The organism is Mesorhizobium sp. M0522 (genome assembly GCF_040321085.1).
Lineage (GTDB): Bacteria > Pseudomonadota > Alphaproteobacteria > Rhizobiales > Rhizobiaceae > Mesorhizobium.
Genome location: NZ_JAMYQW010000029.1, coordinates 41,755 through 58,478 on the forward strand (window position 1 = coordinate 41,755; position 16,724 = coordinate 58,478).

A 16,724-nucleotide genomic window follows, 5' to 3' on the forward strand; every position below is an offset into this window, starting at 1 on the left:
GTGATTGCGTCGGATGTATGCAACGCATTGTGGCGATTATGCAACAAGTGTGGCCGAGACGGAAATCTTTCGGCAATCGATCCCCTGGAAAGCGCTCGTAAAGGGATTCGTCTAGACCTGCCTGGACGATTTGTAGACGTTGACGCCGAGTTCGCGAATCTTTTTGCGCAGCGTGTTGCGGTTGAGCCCCAGCAATTCCGCAGCCTTGATCTGGTTACCGCGCGTTGCGGTCATCGAGGCGAGGACCAGCGGGTATTCGACCTCGGAGAGGATTCGCTGATAGAGCCCGGCCGGGGGCAAGTCGCCGGCAAACGAGGCAAAATAGCGTTGCAGGAAATGCTCCACCGCCTGGCCGATGGAAAGGTCGTCGGGAATGAGGTTGCCGCCACCTGGAACGACAGGCCTTTCGCCGGTCTTCAACTCCGCCTCGATGATCTCGGCAGAAATCTCGTCCTGCGAATACAGTGCAGCCAGCCTGCGGATGAGGTTTTCGAGTTCGCGCACGTTGCCCGGCCATGGGTAGCGCTTCATCAGCTCGATGCCGCCGGTGGAAATGCGCTTGGTCTGCAGGCCTTCACTGGCGCCGAGCTTGAAGAAGTGCCGGACGAGGTCCGGAATGTCCTCCGATCGCTCGCGCAGCGCCGGCAGCCTGAGCGGCACAACGTTCAAGCGGTAGAACAGGTCCTCGCGGAAAAGCCCCTGATTGATCAGCGTGCGCAGGTCCTTGTTGGTGGCAGCGACGATGCGCACGTCAGTCTTGATCGGCGTGCGGCCGCCGACCGTGGTGTATTCGCCCTGCTGCAGCACACGCAGCAGCCGCGTCTGCGCTTCCATCGGCATGTCGCCGATCTCGTCGAGGAACAGCGTGCCGCCTTCGGCCTGCTCGAAACGGCCAGTGGAGCGGTTCTGTGCGCCGGTAAAGGCGCCCTTCTCGTGCCCGAATAGTTCCGATTCGATCAGGTCGCGTGGGATCGCCGCCATGTTGATGGCGACGAAGGGGCCACCACGACGACGGCCATATTCATGCAGCGCGCGCGCCACCAGTTCCTTGCCGGTACCCGATTCGCCCGAGATCATCACCGTCAGGTCGGTCTGCATCATGCGCGCCAGCATGCGGTAGATGTCCTGCATGGCCGCCGAGCGGCCGACCAGCGGCATGGTTTCAGGCGGCTCGTCGGCACGCGTATCGATCTTGGGCCGCCGCGGCTCGGAAAGCGCGCGGTTGACGATGTTGAGCAGCTCCGTCAGGTCGAACGGTTTCGGCAGATATTCATAGGCTCCGGTTTCGGAGGCCCGGATCGCAGTCATGAACGTGTTCTGCGCACTCATGACGATGACCGGCAGTTCCGGTCGCGCCTTCTTGATGCGCGGCAGCATGTCGAAGGCGTTCTCGTCAGGCATGACAACGTCGGTGATAACCAGATCGCCCTCGCCCGCCGCAACCCAGCGCCACAGCGTCGAAGCATTGGAGGTGACACGCACGTCGTGGCCGACGCGCGAAAGCGCCTGGTTGAGGACTGTGCGGATGGCCGCATCGTCGTCAGCGACGAGAATATTGCCGCGAACGGTCATTTGCGGTCTCCTTCACCGTCGTCGTCGGTGCCAAACTGAGTTTCTTTCCACGCCGGCATCAGAATACGGAAGGTGGTGCCGCGCGGCGTCGATTCGCATTCAATGATGCCGCCATGCTCGCCGACGATCTTTGCGACCAGCGCCAGACCGAGACCGGAGCCGTTCGGCTTGGTGGTGATGAAAGGATCGAACAGGATCGGCAGGATATCCTCGGAGACACCCGAACCGTTGTCGCGCACGCAGAATTCCAATGGCAGCGACACGCGGTCCTGCGTTCCGGGCACGGAAACACGGATGCCCGGGCGGAAGGCGGTCGACAGCATGATCTCGCCCTGCGGATCGCTGCCGATCGCCTCGGCGGCATTTTTTACCAGATTGAGGAACACTTGGATGAGCTGGTCGCGATTGGCAAAGACCGGAGGCAATGATGGATCATAATCCTCTAATATCTTGATCCTCTTGGCAAAACCGTTCTTGGCGATTGCTTTGACATGGTCGAGCACGACATGGATGTTGACGGGGTAGCGGTCGATCGGCCGCTCGTCGGAAAACACCTCCATGCGGTCGACCAGCGAGACAATGCGGTCGGTCTCGTCGGTGATCAGCCTGGTCAGTGCGCGATCCTCGTCGGACGCCGACAGCTCAAGCAGCTGCGCGGCTCCACGAATGCCGGACAGCGGGTTCTTGATCTCATGGGCAAGCATCGCGGCAAGGCCGGTGACCGAGCGCGCCGCACCGCGATGCGTCATCTGCCGGTCGATCTTATCGGCCATTGAGCGTTCCTGGAACATTACCACGACGGAGCCTGGAAATTCCGTCACAGGCGCGACGTAGAGATCGACCACCTTCTCGATGCCGAGCCGCGGCGACGACACGTCCACCCGGTATTCGTTGACTGGCGCCCGGCGCTCGCGCACCTGGTCGACAAGCGTCAGCAGCGGACTGCCGAAAGGAATGAGCTTGTGCAGCGTATTGCGCGCGAGCATCGTGGCGCTCGAACGGAAAAAATCCTCGGCATCGGCATTGGCGAAGGTGATGAAGCCTTGCGGATCGACCATGATCACCGGCCGGCGAATGGTGTTGAGCACAATATGCGCGGCGTCCGCCATATCCGTGCTCTGTGTGACGGTGGCGTTCATGCCGCACTCCGCAGGTTCGCCGCTTCGGGAGCGCTTGAAAATACGTCGCGCAGCAAGGAAATGACGCGCCCAGGCTCGAAAGACGTGAGTATGGCCTTGCGCCGGTCGTCGCTTGTGGCGGCGTGGCGGTCGAGATACCAGCCGAGATGCTTGCGCGCCTGGCGCAATCCGCTTTCCACGCCATAGAGCGTCAGCATGTCTTCGTAATGGGCAATGACGTAGTCGGACAGCGTTTGCGGGCTTTCCGGCATGCCGGATACTGGCTCGGCCAGCGCGGCCGCTACAATGCTGCCGGCGGTCCACGGCGCGCCATAGTGCGCACGGCCGATCATCACCGCGTCGGCGCCGGACTGGTCAAGGATCGACGCAGCCTCTGCCAGCGAGCCGACATCGCCATTGGCAACCACAGGGATCGAGACGGCCTGCTTGACGCGTGCAATGGCACGCCAGTCGGCCGTGCCCTGATAGAACTGGCAACGCGTGCGGCCGTGCACCGTCACCATCATCACCCCGGCCTGCTCAGCGCGTCGCGCCAGCATCGGCGCGTTGAGCGCGCCTTCGTCCCAGCCGAGCCGCATCTTGACCGTGACCGGCACGTCGACCGCGCCGAGTACCGCTTCGATCAGCGACAGCGCGTGGTCGAGGTCTCGCATCAGTGCCGAACCGGCATAGCCGCCCGTCACCTTCTTGGCCGGACAGCCCATATTGATGTCGATGATGTCGGCGCCTTCGCCGGCTGCGATTCGCGCGCCCTCGGCCATGTGCACCGCCTCACGGCCGGCAAGCTGGACCATGTGGACAGGCAGCCCGGAATGACGGATGCGCAGGCCCGAGCCAGCCCTGCCCTTTGCAAGCTCCCCGCTCGCCACCATTTCCGAAACAACCAGCCCGGCGCCATGCGCATGGGCGCGCTGCCGGAACGGTTCGTCGGTGATGCCCGACATCGGCGCGAGAAACACGCGGTTGTGGATTCTCACGCCACCCACATCCAGCGGCGAAGCCAATTTGGTCACATCAGGCATGCACAAAAACCAAGCACCTTCGGTTGCTGCACATTCTCTAGCCAGAACGACGGCAATGTGCAACGCGCAATGTCGTGATATTAAGGCGCATTTGGGAAAAATACGGATCGCCGCACCGCATCAATCCTGGGTCTTCCAAAAGCGATACCACTTTTCGGGATCATGCGCTAAGCGTCTCGGCATGAGAGATGTGAGCGAAAAGCAAGCTGCGGACGACAAGGTCGCGGTGGTCATCGTTGCCGCCGGCCGCGGCGCGCGCGCCGGACAGGCCAAGGGGCCGAAGCAGTACCAGCAAATTGGCGGCGGCGCCGTTATCGCACGCACGCTCGGCGCCTTTCTGATGCATCCGAAGATTGGACCTGTCGTCGTTGCTATCCATGCCGACGACGGCGCGCTTTTTCGCCGTGCGGCGGGTGCGAACGCCGACCGTGTCGTCGCGGTGACCGGCGGTACGTCACGGCAGGAGTCCGTCCGGCTTGGACTGCTGGCGTTAAGAAGCCATGCGCCGGGCCGGGTGCTGATCCATGATGCGGCTCGGCCGTTTGTCGACGCGGAACTGATAGACCGCACGATCGCCGCCATTGGCGAGCGCCAGGGAGCACTGCCTGCCTTGCCCGTTGCCGATACGCTCAAGCGCGAAACGGCCGAAGGCATGATCGGCGAAACCGTGTCCAGGGCCGGGCTTCATGCCGCACAGACACCGCAAGGCTTTCCGTTCTGGCCGATCCTGGCTGCGCACGAAAAGGCTCATCATCTGGGCAAAGCGGATTTCACGGACGATGCGGCAATCGCCGAATGGGCGCATATTCCGGTGAAGATCGTTCCCGGCTCGCCGGACAATGTCAAACTGACCTGGGCAAGGGATATTGCGATGGCGGATCAGCGGCTTTCCGGGGGGGCACGTTTTCCGGACATCCGAACCGGCAATGGCTATGACGTCCATGCCTTCGAGCCCGGCGACCATGTCACCCTGTGCGGTGTAGCTATTCCGCACGGCAAGAAATTGTCCGGCCATTCGGATGCCGATGTCGGTCTCCACGCCTTGACCGACGCCCTGCTGGCCACCTGCGGCGCCGGTGACATCGGCACGCATTTCCCGCCCTCCGACCCGCAGTGGAAAGGGGCCGCTTCACGCATCTTCGTCGAACACGCGGTGAAGCTGGTGCGCGAGGGCGGCGGGCGCATTGCCAACGCCGACATCACCCTGATCTGCGAGGCGCCGCGCGTCGGCCCACATCGCGAGGCCATGACCGAAGCGCTTTCGGCAATGCTGCGAATTTCGCGCGATCGCATCTCGATCAAGGCGACAACCAATGAGAAGCTCGGCTTCGTCGGCCGTGAGGAAGGCATAGCGGCCATCGCGACTGCCAGCGTTGTGTTTCCAGGGGATGTCCCTGAATGAGCAATAGCGGTCTCGCAGATGTCCTGCTTAAGGCCTGCCAGCAGCGCGGCATGATGCTGGCGACGGCGGAGAGCTGCACCGGCGGCATGATCATCGCCGCGCTGACCGACATCGCCGGCTCTTCCGCGGTGGTCGATCGCGGCTTCATCACCTATTCCAACCGGGCCAAGACCGAGATGCTCGGCGTCTCGGCCGCTACGCTCGAGGCGCACGGCGCGGTCTCGCGCGAGACTGCGGTGGAGATGGCGGCCGGAGCCTTGACGCATTCGCCGGCCGGGCTCGCCCTGGCGGTGACCGGCATCGCCGGTCCGGACGGCGGCTCTGCGGAAAAACCTGTCGGCCTGGTCTGGTTCGGCGTTGCCGTGGCTGGCCGGCCGGTAGTCAGCGAATGCCAGCTGTTCGCCGACAAGGGCCGTGATTTCATCCGCCGGGAGACGGTCCGACATGCGCTTGAACTGGGTCTACGCGCGCTCGCCGCGGATCAGGCTGCCGATGGCGCGCCGTAGATGATTTCGGCACGTTTCTCGAACGCCTCGGAGAACATGCGGAAGGCGCGGTCGAACATGGTTCCCATGAGCGCACCCAGAATGCGGCTCTTGAACTCATAGTCGATAAAGAAACAGACGTTGCAACCGCCGCCGTCCGCCGGGTCGAAGCGCCAGACATTGCTGAGATATTTGAACGGGCCGTCGATATATTTGACGTCGATGGCGTTCTCGTCAGGCTTCAGCAGCACCTGCGTGGTGAAAGTCTCGCGGATCGCCTTGTAGCCGATGCTCATGTCCGCGATGAGCAGGGTGCGTCCGTTGCGTTCCTTGCGCGAACGAACCGTAAGTGCCTCGCAAAGCGGCAGGAATTGCGGATAGGATTCGATATCGGCAACCAGAGCGAACATCTGTTCCGGCGTATGCGCAACGCGGCGATGGGCTTCGAATTGTGGCATGAAACCAGTGGGTTAGGCGGACTTCCTGAGAAACGCTTCGCGCGCCGCGCGCAACCTGGCAAAGTCGTCCCCGGCGTGGTGCGACGAGCGCGTCAGCGGGCTCGACGCCACCAGCAGGAAGCCCTTGGTCCTGCCGATCGTCTCAAAGGACTTGAATTCCTCCGGCGTGACGAAGCGGATCACCGGATGGTGCTTCTTCGACGGCTGCAGATATTGGCCGATGGTCATGAAGTCGACATTGGCCGAACGCAAATCGTCCATCAGCTGCAGGATTTCGTTCCGCTCCTCGCCAAGGCCGACCATGATGCCGGACTTGGTGAAGATCGAGGGGTCGAGTTCCTTGACCCGCTGCAAGAGCCTGATGGAGTGGAAATAGCGCGCGCCCGGCCGAACCGTCAGATAGTTAGACGGCACGGTCTCGAGATTATGGTTGAAAACATCCGGCTTGGCCGCCACGACGATCTCCAGCGCACCGTCCTTGCGCAGGAAATCGGGCGTCAGGATTTCGATCGTCGTCGACGGGGTTGCTGCCCTGATCGCACGGATGACATCGGCAAAATGCTGGGCCCCGCCATCGGCGAGATCGTCGCGATCGACGGAGGTGATGACGACATGGCTCAAGCCCATTTGCTTGACCGCATGCGCGACACGCGCCGGCTCGTCGGGATCGAGTGCGGTCGGGATGCCGGTGGCGACATTGCAAAAGGCGCAGGCCCGCGTGCAGATCTCGCCCATGATCATGAAGGTGGCGTGCTTCTTCTCCCAGCACTCGCCGATATTGGGGCAGCCCGCCTCTTCGCAAACCGTCACCAGTTTGTGAGACTTCACGATTTCGCGCGTCTCGGCATAGCCTTTCGACATCGGCGCCTTGACGCGGATCCAGTCAGGCTTGCGCAGTACGTCCTGATCCGGCTTGTGCGCCTTTTCGGGATGCCGCAGGCGCGGCGCATTGGCAATCGTGTCGAGGACGGTGACCATGTGAAACCCGGCTCATTGGCAAGCGCTTGTCCAGCGCTCGCTCTACCCACGTCATCTAGGACTTTTCGGCGAAAAGAAAAAGGCCGCGATCACGCATGCCGCGGTGGCCTTTTTCGCATAGCAAGTGCCGACAGAGGTTAGCGGCGCACCAGTCGTCCGACCGCAATCAGAATGCAGGCACCGATGAAGCCGGTGATCAGATAGGCTATCCAGCCGACGCCGAAGATGCCGATGTTCAGGGCCTGCAAGATGGCATTCAACACGATTGCGCCGACAATGCCGAGAACGATGTTCATGAGGATGCCGGTATTGCTCTTCATGACCATCTCGGCGAGCCATCCCGCCAGGCCGCCGATGATGATGGCTGCAACCCAGCCCACGCCGTTCATTTCCATATGCCCTCTCCTTGTATGATGGATGATGCCTGCGAAACGAATTGCTCTGCCGTCGAGTTCCTTTGTGTCTTCCGTGTGAGACTCGCCCAACTAATTTATCATGCATTCAGTGCGCGGCCATAGGCGTCGAGTACACTCTCCTTCATCATCTCCGACAGCGTCGGGTGCGGGAAGATCGTGTGCATCAGCTCTTCCTCGGTGGTCTCCAGATTCATCGCCACGACGAAGCCCTGGATCAGTTCGGTTACTTCTGCGCCGACCATGTGGGCACCCAGCAACTGGCCGGTCTTCTTGTCGAAAATGGTCTTGACGAAGCCTTGGTCCTCGCCGAGCGCAATCGCCTTGCCGTTTGCGGCGAACTGGAAGCGGCCGACGCGGATGTCCTTGCCATCGGCGTTCGCTTTGGCTTCCGTCAGTCCGACCGAGGCGACTTGCGGATTGCAATAGGTGCAGCCCGGGATCTTCAGCTTGTCAATGGCATGCACGCCGGGGAAATTGGCGATCTTTTCCACGCACACCACGCCCTCATGCTCGGCCTTGTGGGCGAGCATCGGCGGTCCGGCGACATCGCCGATGGCATAGATGCCGGGCACGTTGGTCTTGCCGTAGCCGTCGACGACGACGCAGCCGCGTTCGGTCTTCACGCCGAGCGCCTCGAGGCCGAGATTCTCGATGTTGCCCTGTACGCCGACGGCCGAGATCATGCGGTCGGCGGTGATCTTCTCGACCTTGCCGTCCTTCATCTCGACATGCGCGGTGACCGAGTTAGTGCCCTTCTCGACCTTGGTCACCTTGGCTTCTAAGATGATCTTCATGCCCTGCTTCTCGAACTGCTTCTGCGCGAATTTCGAGACCTCGGCGTCCTCGACCGGCATCACAGCCGGCAGCAGTTCGACCACCGTCACCTCGGCGCCCATGGTGCGGTAGAACGAGGCGAACTCGATGCCGATGGCGCCCGAGCCCATCACCAGCAGCGATTTCGGCATCTCTTTCGGCACCATCGCCTCGAAATAGGTCCAGATCAACTTGCCGTCAGGCTCGATGCCGGGCAGCGCGCGCGGCCTGGCGCCGGTCGCCAGGATGATGTGCTTGGCGCTATAGGTGCCCTCGCCCTTGACGCCCTTGGGCGCCGGCGGCTGCGGCTCCATCGGCTTCTTCGACGATTTCGACACGACGATCTCGCCAGGTTTGGTCAGCTTGGCTTCGCCCCAGATGACGTCGACCTTGTTCTTCTTCATCAGGAAGCCGACGCCGCCGTTGAGCCGCAGCGAGACCTTTCGCGAGCGATCGACGACGGCGGCTGTGTCGACGCCGACCTTGCCATCGATCTTCAGGCCGTAGTCCTTCAGATGATCCGAATAGTGCATGATCTCGGCGGAGCGCAGCAGCGCTTTGGTCGGAATGCAGCCCCAGTTGAGGCAGATGCCGCCCAAGTGCTCGCGCTCGACGATCGCCGTCTTGAAGCCAAGCTGGGCCGAACGCACTGCAGTGACATAGCCGCCGGGGCCGGAGCCGATGATGATGACGTCGTAGTTCTCAGCCACGGCTTTCTCCTTCACAATTCCAACATGAGGCGCGCGAGCGGCGCCAGCGCTTGCCCGACGTTCCGCGTGTTTTCCGCGTCCAGGTGGACGCCGTCGAGCGGCGTGGTTTTGGCCACCGTGCCGGCATCGAAGAAGCCGCAGCCGGCCTCGTCGGCAAGGGCGGAATATTGCGGCGCCAGCCGCTTTGACGCGTCATCGCCGCCGGCGAACATTTCCTTGAACTCGGCGTTTTCCGTGCGGCTGACTACGGGCGGCGCGACGATCAGGATCTGCGGCGCCGGCCAATCGAACGGGTAATCATGACCGCGCACGATATCGATCAGGCGTTGCATACCTTGTTTGGCCGCGACCGGATTACCGTGAATCCACGGCTTCATATCGTTGGCGCCGAGCATGATGACGATCAAGTCGATCGGCGCATGCGTCGTCAGGATTGTTGGCAACAGCCTTGCGCCATTGCGGTCCGCTCCGGCCAAGTGATCGTCAAAGGCGGTGGTTCGGCCATTCAGGCCTTCGGCGATGACCTCGACGCCGCTGCCCAATGCCGCCTGCAGCACGCTCGGCCAGCGATCTTCCAGCGGATGCCGGCCGAGGTTTGCCGCGTCATAGCCCCAGGTAAGCGAATCGCCGTAGCAGAGGACCGTCTTCATGTGCCTGCCCCGCCGAAACCTGGTTGCGAGCGCGCCAATCGCCAGCGCACGAAAAGCCACTGGACCAGCACCGTAGCGATGCCTGGCAGGACGAGACCGGCGACGATAGGAAGATCGCCCGACCACTCGCGCTTGCCCGGCGGCTGGGAGAAAGTCCAGCCGATCAGGGAAACTCCAACGAGCACAAAAGATGCTACCCCTATGGTCGCGGTCAGTTTTGTTGCCCGTCGTGGGTCCGACATGAATTGTGCGATGAAGAATGCGAGCGTCGCGAAGATGGTGACGAGAGCCGAGATCATGAATACAAGGATGTACTCCACGTCGGCCTTGGTGGCGACGGCGAGCCACTGCACCACCAATCCGCCGGCCAAACCGGAAAGAAAGAAGGCAAAAAGGCTGGTGAAGAATTTCCGCACCGCCCTGTTTCCCTTCTCTTAAACCAGCATGCCCATTGGATTTTCGATCATACGCTTGAAGGCGACGAGCAGCTCGGCGCCGAGCGCACCGTCGACGGCGCGGTGATCGGTCGACAGCGTCACCGACATGATTGTGGCGATCTTGATCTCGCCGTTCTTGACCACTGCGCGTTGCTCGCCGGCGCCGACCGCAAGGATCGTCGCATGCGGCGGGTTGATGACGGCAGAAAAATCCTTGATGCCGAACATGCCGAGATTGGACACCGCCGTGGTGCCGCCCTGATATTCTTCCGGCTTCAGCTTGCGGCTGCGGGCGCGGCCGGCAAGATCCTTCATCTCGTTGGAGATGACGGACATCGTCTTTTCGTCAGCACGCCGGATGATCGGGGTGATCAGGCCGCCGGGGATCGATACGGCAACGCCGACATCGGCGTGCTTGTGTTTGATCATGGCGTTTTCTGTCCACGACGCATTGGCATCCGGAACCGCCATCAGCGCCATGGCAAGAGCCTTGATGACCATGTCGTTGACCGACAGCTTGTAGGCCGGCGTTTCGCCCTTCTCGGTCTTCTTCACCGGCGCGGCCGCATTGATCTGCGTGCGCAGGGCCAGAAGTGCGTCGAGCTCGCAGTCGAGCGTCAGATAGAAATGCGGGATGGTGGTCTTGGCTTCGACCAGCCGCCTCGCAATGGTCTTGCGCATATTGTCGTGCGGGATCAGCTCGTAGGAGCCTTCGGCAAACAGTTTGAGCACCTGCTCGTCCGACATCGCCTTGGGTGCTGCGGCCGCAGGTGCCGGAGCGCCGGCGGGCGCCGCTTTTGCTGCTGGTGCCGCCTTGGCGCCGCCACTGGAAATTGCGGCATCGACATCGGCCTTTACTACGCGGCCGCGGGGGCCGGAGCCTGTCAGCGCCGCGACATCGACGCCGGCTTCCCTGGCAATGCGCCGGGCCAGCGGCGAGGCGAAGATGCGCTCACCGCTTGCGTGGCCGTTGGCGACCGGCACCGCTTCCGCCTTAGGCGCAGGTGCGGCAGGCCCCTGCTTCGACGCTTCGGGCTTTGATGTTTCAGCTTTGGGGGCTTCCGCTTTCGGAGCCTCAGCCTTGGCCGGCGCAGCGCCATCACCGCTTTTGGCGGCAGAAGCAGCATCCTCGCCCTCGGCAGCCAGCACCGCGATCAGCGCATTGACCTTGACGCCTTCTGTGCCGGCCGGAACCACCAGCTTGGCGACCGTGCCCTCGTCGACGGCTTCGACTTCCATCGTCGCCTTGTCGGTCTCGATCTCGGCAATCACGTCGCCGGGCGAAACTTTATCGCCTTCCTTGACCAGCCACTTGGAAAGATTGCCCTCTTCCATTGTGGGCGACAGCGCCGGCATGGTGATGTTGATCGGCATTTTGTCCTCCCGCCCTGCTCAGCGATACGTGACGGCTTTGACCGCCTCGACGACCTCGCCGACATTGGGCAGCGCCAGCTTTTCGAGGTTCGCCGCATAGGGCATCGGCACGTCCTTGCCGGCAATTGTAATGACCGGTGCATCGAGGAAATCGAAGGCGCGCTGCGAGACCTGATTGGCGATATGGTCGCCGACCGAGTTCTGCGGAAAGCCTTCCTCGACCACCACGAGGCGATTGGTCTTTTTGACCGAGGCGACGATGGTGTCGAAGTCGAGCGGGCGGATGGTGCGCAAGTCGATGATCTCGGCATCGATGCCCATGCCGCGCAACTCCGCCTCCGCCTTGAGCGCGTAGGTCATGCCGATGCCGAACGAGACGATGGTCACGTCCTTGCCGGATTTGTGAATGCGCGCCTTGCCGATCGGCAGCACGAAATCGTCCATCTTCGGCACGTCGAAGGAGTGGCCGTAAAGGATTTCGTTCTCGAGGAAGATGACCGGGTTCGGGTCGCGGATCGCCGCCTTGAGCAGACCCTTGGCGTCGGCGGCGGTATAAGGCATCACCACCTTCAATCCAGGAATATGGCTGTACCAGGCGGCATAGCACTGCGAATGCTGCGCGGCGACGCGGGCAGCAGCGCCGTTCGGGCCGCGAAAGACGATCGGGGCGCCCATCTGGCCGCCGGACATGTAGAGCGTCTTGGCGGCTGAATTGATGATCTGGTCGATCGCCTGCATGGCGAAGTTGAAGGTCATGAATTCGACGATCGGCTTCAGGCCGGCCATCGCCGCGCCAACACCAACGCCGGCAAAGCCGTGCTCGGTGATCGGCGTGTCGACCACGCGTCTCGGACCGAATTCCTGCAACAGGCCCTGTGTGATCTTGTAGGCGCCCTGGTACTCGGCGACTTCCTCGCCCATGACAAAGACGTCGCCGTCGCGGCGCATTTCCTCCGCCATTGCGTCGCGCAAGGCTTCACGCACTGTGGTCGAGACCATTTCGGTGCCGGCCGGGATGTCCGGATCGGCGGCAATTTCCAACCTGGGCGCAGCGGCAACAGGTGCTGCCGCTTCGCTCTTGGCCGCAGCAGCCGCGGGGGCCGGAGCGGCAGCGGGCGCTGCTGCTTGCGCCTCAACAGCCTCCTCGCCGATACCTTCGCCTGCCTCGTCGATGTCTTCGCCATCGACGGCCAGCACAGCGATCAGCGTGTTGACCTTGACACCTTCAGTGCCGGCAGGAACCACGATCTTGGCAAGCGTGCCGTCGTCCACGGCTTCGACTTCCATCGTTGCCTTGTCGGTCTCAATCTCGGCAATGGCGTCACCCGCCGCGACCTTGTCGCCCTCTTTCTTCAACCACTTGGAAACATTACCCTCTTCCATGGTCGGCGAGAGGGCGGGCATGAGAATTTCGATCGGCATGTCCTTGCCCTCTCGTTAAAGTACGATGTCGGTCCAGAGCTCGGACGGATCCGGCTCCGCGTCGTTCTGGGCAAATTCTGCGGCGTCGGCGACAACGTCGCGGACTTCCTTGTCGATGACCTTGAGCTCGTCCTCGCTTGCCCATTTCTTGTCGAGCAGCCGCGCTTTGACCTGCTCGATCGGGTCACGTTCGGAGCGCATTTTCTGCACTTCTTCCTTGGAGCGGTATTTTGCCGGATCCGACATCGAATGGCCGCGGTAACGATAGGTCTGCATTTCGAGAATGAGCGGCCCGTTGCCGGCGCGGCACCATTCGGCGGCGAGGTCGCCGGCTGCCTTTACAGCGCGCACATCCATGCCGTCGACCTGGATGCCTGGAATCTTGAAGGACGCGCCGCGGTGCGAGAAATCCGTCTCGGCCGACGAGCGCGAGACCGAGGTACCCATGGCGTAGCGGTTGTTCTCGATGATGTAGATCACCGGAAGCTTCCACAGCGAGGCCATGTTGAAGCTTTCGTAGACCTGGCCCTGGTTCGCCGCGCCATCGCCGAAATAGGTCAGCGTCACATTGTTGTTGCCGCGATAGCGGTTGGCGAAGGCAATGCCGGTGCCGAGCGACACTTGCGCGCCGACGATGCCGTGGCCGCCGTAAAAATGCTTCTCCTTGGAGAACATGTGCATGGAGCCGCCTTTGCCTCTCGACAGGCCGCTACGGCGCCCGGTCAGTTCGGCCATGACGCCGCGCGGTGACAACTCCATGGCCAGCATATGACCATGGTCGCGATAGGCGGTGATCATCTGGTCGCCGTCGATCAGCGCCATCTTCATGCCGGTAACGACCGCTTCCTGGCCGATGTAGAGGTGGCAGAAACCGCCAATGAGGCCCATGCCGTAAAGCTGGCCGGCCTTTTCCTCGAAGCGGCGGATGAGCAGCATGTGCCGGTAGGCGGCAAGCTCCTGGTCTTTGGTGAATTCAACAGGCTTCGGGGTGGAAAGGCCCGGCATCTTGCCGTCTGATTTGGATTTGGCAGGCGCTTTTCTGGTGGCGGTGGCCATGCATCACTCCCTGTTGGCGTCTCTTGGCGGACAGCGAGGGAGATCAGTTCTCCCACCGATTTGAGGCAGGCTAACATGCAGGGAAGGCTTTCGCCATGCCGAAAACGCATGGCTGTCATGCATCTAAGCAATTAAAATCATTGCAAATATCGCTGATTAACTGAGATCAGGTTATCTTGCGACCGGCCGCATGATGGTGATCTCGTCGGCGTGGGACAGATTAAGCGCCTTGCGCGCCTGCTCGTCCAGCATGTCCTTCTCCAGCGTGCCCTCATGCATCAGCTGAACGCGGCGCTCGAGATCGATCCGGCGCGCCCTGACGGCATCGAGCCTGCCCTGCAATTCGGCAGTCTCAGCTTCGAGCTGATACTTGGAATAGATGCCGAACTCGCCATGATAGGCATGGAAACCGAAATAAGTCAGGAACACCACGCAGAGCGAGGGGATGATCAGCCGGCCGGTGTTTCTTTGCTTGTGCTGGCGTGTCCACATGGTCCGAATCCTCTACGCCGCCTTTGTCGCCCGATTGTGCTTAATGGACGGTTACAGCCTGTTGGATTCAGAGCCTGGAAGCAAAAAAGGGCGGGAATGTCCCCGCCCTCGTCGCCACGGATTTTCTCTCGAAATCAGCTTTTCACGATCGACTTGCCGGCATATCGCGCCTGCTTGCCGAGCTCCTCCTCAATGCGGATGAGCTGGTTGTACTTGGCCATGCGATCCGAGCGCGACAGCGAGCCCGTCTTGATCTGCCCGCAATTGGTGGCAACGGCGAGGTCGGCGATGGTCGAATCCTCGGTCTCGCCCGAGCGGTGCGACATCACCGCGGTATAGCCGGCCTTGTGCGCGGTCTCGACGGCGTCGAGCGTTTCGGTAAGCGAGCCGATCTGGTTGACCTTGACCAGGATCGAATTGGCGACACCCATGCGGATGCCGTCGCGCAGCCGCGCCGTGTTGGTGACGAACAGATCGTCGCCAACCAGCTGTGTTTGCTTGCCGATGAGATCAGTCAGTATTTTCCAACCGTCCCAGTCATCCTCGGCCAGGCCGTCCTCAATGGTGATGATCGGGTAGTCGGCAGCGAGTTTGGCTAGATATTTGGCCTGCGCCTTCGGGTCGCGGGTTTTCCTCTCGCCTTCATAGACGTAGTTGCCATCCTTGAAGAATTCGGTCGCCGCGCAGTCGAGGCCTAGCGCAACCTCCTCGCCGGGCTTGAAGCCAGCCTGCTCGATCGATTCCATGATGAAGTCGAGCGCGGCCGGCGCGCTCTTCAGGTTGGGGGCAAAGCCGCCCTCGTCGCCGACATTGGTGTTATGGCCGGCGTCCTTCAGCTTCTTTCGCAGCGTATGAAAGATCTCCGAGCCCCAGCGCACGCCGTCGCGCAGCGTCGGCGCGCCGATCGGCAGGATCATGAATTCCTGGAAATCGATCGGGTTGTCGGCATGCGCGCCGCCATTGATGATGTTCATCATAGGCACCGGCAGCACATGGGCCTTGGTGCCGCCGACATAACGATAGAGCGGCAGGTCGGCCGCTTCGGCCGCGGCCTTGGCCACAGCCAGCGACACGCCGAGGATGGCATTGGCGCCGAGCCGGCTCTTGTTGGGCGTACCATCGAGCTCGATCATGGTCTGGTCGATATGGATCTGATTCTCTGCCTCCATGCCGCCGATCGCCTCGAACAGCTCGCCGTTCACCGCCTCGACCGCCGTGAGCACGCCCTTGCCGAGATAGCGGGGGCCGCCGTCGCGCAGTTCGACCGCCTCATGCGCGCCGGTAGAGGCACCGGACGGCACCGCGGCGCGACCCATCGAACCGTCTTCAAGCACGACGTCGACCTCGACGGTCGGATTTCCGCGGCTGTCTAGGATTTCACGCCCGACAATGTCGATGATGGCCGTCATTGCGATGTCCCCGATTGATCGATTGAAGCGTCGCGCACCTCTTAGCCAAAGCGCCGCAAAACGCAATCGGGGCACTTGCAAATATTGCCCGCGCGCTACGGGATTCACGAAGCACGAAGCGCTGTCATCATTTGTCATACGCGGCATGCCGGTTTCTGGTTTATGGCTGTTGTCGCGCGGGGCGAAACAGGAGGAGTTTCGCCATGTCCCAGTTGAGCGGTATTGTGAGTTTGTTCCTGATCGCGGCTGCGTTCCTGACGTCGTGCGACAATCAGCAACCCCCGCAGGGATCGTCGCCTTTGCAGGCCATGCAGATTGCGCAGTAGCATCCCGCCACATCGAAAGGCCCCCGATTTCCCGGGGGCCTTTTTGATTCCAGGAGACTTAGTCAGTGCCAGCAAGGTCAGTGCCAGTAAGGCTCGACCTTGTAGTAGTTGTATGAGGCGTCACGCGCGGCCTCGCCGTCGGCGCCGGTCAGCTCGTTGATCGAATAGGAAGGAGCGGCCATCAGCTGGTCTTTGGTGAACGGCACGACATAGCCGCCCTTGTTCTCATCGTAGTCAAGGCTCGCCCACGGAATGGCGTGGTATTTCTCGCCGATGCCGAGAAATCCGCCAAAACCGATCACGGCAAACATGATTCCGTTCGACAGTTTGTCGAGCATGACGTCCTCGATGTCGCCGATATGAGTGCCTTCCGTATTGTAGACCGATGTGCCGATAACCCGCGAAGCGGCGATGGCTTCGGTGTGTCCCGTCTGGGTCGTCATGGTGTGCTCCTCGTCGTCGTTGACATTAGATTTTGACAATGAGGGCCGCGGGCTAAGGTTCCAGGCGGGTTCGAAATTCTTCAAAGTTTTCTTGGCGGCGCTGCTGTGGCGCAACTGCTG

At 61.8% G+C, this 16,724-nt stretch carries 18 protein-coding genes; 3 read left to right on the plus strand and 15 right to left on the minus strand.

Annotation, left to right across the window (positions count from 1 at the left end):
* Positions 1–111 precede the first annotated feature (111 nt).
* Genes ntrC through dusB form a run of 3 tightly spaced genes read right to left on the minus strand, consistent with a single transcriptional unit; the run spans position 112 to position 3,733 of the window.
* Positions 112–1,572 (minus strand): nitrogen regulation protein NR(I), encoded by a 1,461-nt coding sequence (gene ntrC / locus NKI58_RS25635; RefSeq protein ID WP_023675074.1) that lies wholly within the window; start codon positions 1,570–1,572, stop codon positions 112–114.
* Positions 1,569–2,711, minus strand: coding sequence for a two-component system sensor histidine kinase NtrB (locus NKI58_RS25640; protein WP_023675075.1), 1,143 nt, complete (start codon positions 2,709–2,711; stop codon positions 1,569–1,571). The genes ntrC and NKI58_RS25640 overlap by 4 nt, the downstream gene beginning before the upstream one ends.
* Positions 2,708–3,733 carry a tRNA dihydrouridine synthase DusB gene (dusB, locus tag NKI58_RS25645; protein WP_352785036.1) on the minus strand — a complete coding sequence of 342 codons (1,026 nt, stop codon included), beginning with the start codon at positions 3,731–3,733 and terminating at the stop codon, positions 2,708–2,710. Before dusB ends, NKI58_RS25640 begins: the two co-directional genes overlap by 4 nt.
* A gap of 181 nt (positions 3,734–3,914) precedes the next feature.
* Between dusB and NKI58_RS25650 the strand changes: the two genes are divergently transcribed.
* Both NKI58_RS25650 and NKI58_RS25655 read left to right on the plus strand, forming a co-directional pair.
* Positions 3,915–5,135, plus strand: a complete 1,221-nt coding sequence (locus NKI58_RS25650) for a bifunctional 2-C-methyl-D-erythritol 4-phosphate cytidylyltransferase/2-C-methyl-D-erythritol 2,4-cyclodiphosphate synthase (RefSeq protein ID WP_352593872.1) — start codon at positions 3,915–3,917, stop codon at positions 5,133–5,135.
* A complete protein-coding gene (locus tag NKI58_RS25655) occupies positions 5,132–5,641 on the plus strand; it encodes a CinA family protein (RefSeq protein WP_352593871.1) in 510 nt (169 codons plus the stop codon). The genes NKI58_RS25650 and NKI58_RS25655 overlap by 4 nt, the downstream gene beginning before the upstream one ends.
* Here NKI58_RS25655 and NKI58_RS25660 read toward each other — a convergent pair.
* From NKI58_RS25660 to eno, 11 genes are all read right to left on the minus strand, one after another.
* On the minus strand, positions 5,617–6,078 hold the full coding sequence (locus NKI58_RS25660; protein ID WP_352457493.1) for a type II toxin-antitoxin system RatA family toxin: 462 nt from the start codon (positions 6,076–6,078) through the stop codon (positions 5,617–5,619). The two genes, NKI58_RS25655 and NKI58_RS25660, sit on opposite strands and share 25 nt — an antisense overlap.
* Positions 6,079–6,090: 12 nt before the next feature.
* Positions 6,091–7,056, minus strand: a complete 966-nt coding sequence (lipA, locus tag NKI58_RS25665; protein ID WP_352457494.1) for a lipoyl synthase — start codon at positions 7,054–7,056, stop codon at positions 6,091–6,093.
* A 137-nt stretch (positions 7,057–7,193) separates the two neighbouring features.
* The gene (locus NKI58_RS25670; protein WP_023675081.1) at positions 7,194–7,451 is read right to left on the minus strand and encodes a GlsB/YeaQ/YmgE family stress response membrane protein; all 258 of its coding nucleotides are present in this window, start codon (positions 7,449–7,451) and stop codon (positions 7,194–7,196) included.
* A gap of 98 nt (positions 7,452–7,549) precedes the next feature.
* The gene (gene lpdA / locus NKI58_RS25675) at positions 7,550–8,995 is read right to left on the minus strand and encodes a dihydrolipoyl dehydrogenase (protein WP_023675082.1); all 1,446 of its coding nucleotides are present in this window, start codon (positions 8,993–8,995) and stop codon (positions 7,550–7,552) included.
* A gap of 11 nt (positions 8,996–9,006) precedes the next feature.
* Positions 9,007–9,645, minus strand: a complete 639-nt coding sequence (locus NKI58_RS25680) for an SGNH/GDSL hydrolase family protein (protein ID WP_352785032.1) — start codon at positions 9,643–9,645, stop codon at positions 9,007–9,009.
* Positions 9,642–10,061, minus strand: a complete 420-nt coding sequence (locus tag NKI58_RS25685; protein WP_023675084.1) for a hypothetical protein — start codon at positions 10,059–10,061, stop codon at positions 9,642–9,644. The genes NKI58_RS25680 and NKI58_RS25685 overlap by 4 nt, the downstream gene beginning before the upstream one ends.
* An 18-nt stretch (positions 10,062–10,079) precedes the next feature.
* Positions 10,080–11,456 (minus strand): pyruvate dehydrogenase complex dihydrolipoamide acetyltransferase, encoded by a 1,377-nt coding sequence (locus NKI58_RS25690; protein ID WP_352785027.1) that lies wholly within the window; start codon positions 11,454–11,456, stop codon positions 10,080–10,082.
* Between the two features lie 18 nt (positions 11,457–11,474).
* Positions 11,475–12,878: a pyruvate dehydrogenase complex E1 component subunit beta gene (locus NKI58_RS25695; RefSeq protein WP_023675086.1), complete on the minus strand. Its 1,404-nt coding sequence runs from the start codon at positions 12,876–12,878 to the stop codon at positions 11,475–11,477.
* 15 nt (positions 12,879–12,893) lie between these two features.
* Positions 12,894–13,883, minus strand: a complete 990-nt coding sequence (gene pdhA / locus NKI58_RS25700) for a pyruvate dehydrogenase (acetyl-transferring) E1 component subunit alpha (RefSeq protein ID WP_352785352.1) — start codon at positions 13,881–13,883, stop codon at positions 12,894–12,896.
* Positions 13,884–14,105: 222 nt separating this feature from the next.
* Positions 14,106–14,426 (minus strand): FtsB family cell division protein, encoded by a 321-nt coding sequence (locus NKI58_RS25705; RefSeq protein ID WP_352785024.1) that lies wholly within the window; start codon positions 14,424–14,426, stop codon positions 14,106–14,108.
* Positions 14,427–14,560: 134 nt separating this feature from the next.
* Positions 14,561–15,835, minus strand: coding sequence for a phosphopyruvate hydratase (eno, locus tag NKI58_RS25710; protein ID WP_023675089.1), 1,275 nt, complete (start codon positions 15,833–15,835; stop codon positions 14,561–14,563).
* Between the two features lie 203 nt (positions 15,836–16,038).
* Between eno and NKI58_RS25715 the strand changes: the two genes are divergently transcribed.
* Positions 16,039–16,161 (plus strand): hypothetical protein, encoded by a 123-nt coding sequence (locus NKI58_RS25715; protein ID WP_352785021.1) that lies wholly within the window; start codon positions 16,039–16,041, stop codon positions 16,159–16,161.
* A gap of 77 nt (positions 16,162–16,238) precedes the next feature.
* On the opposite strand, the gene NKI58_RS25720 is transcribed toward NKI58_RS25715, so the two are convergent.
* Complete coding sequence (locus NKI58_RS25720) at positions 16,239–16,604, minus strand: PRC-barrel domain-containing protein (RefSeq protein ID WP_023675091.1); 366 nt, start codon at positions 16,602–16,604, stop codon at positions 16,239–16,241.
* Positions 16,605–16,724: the final 120 nt, after the last annotated feature.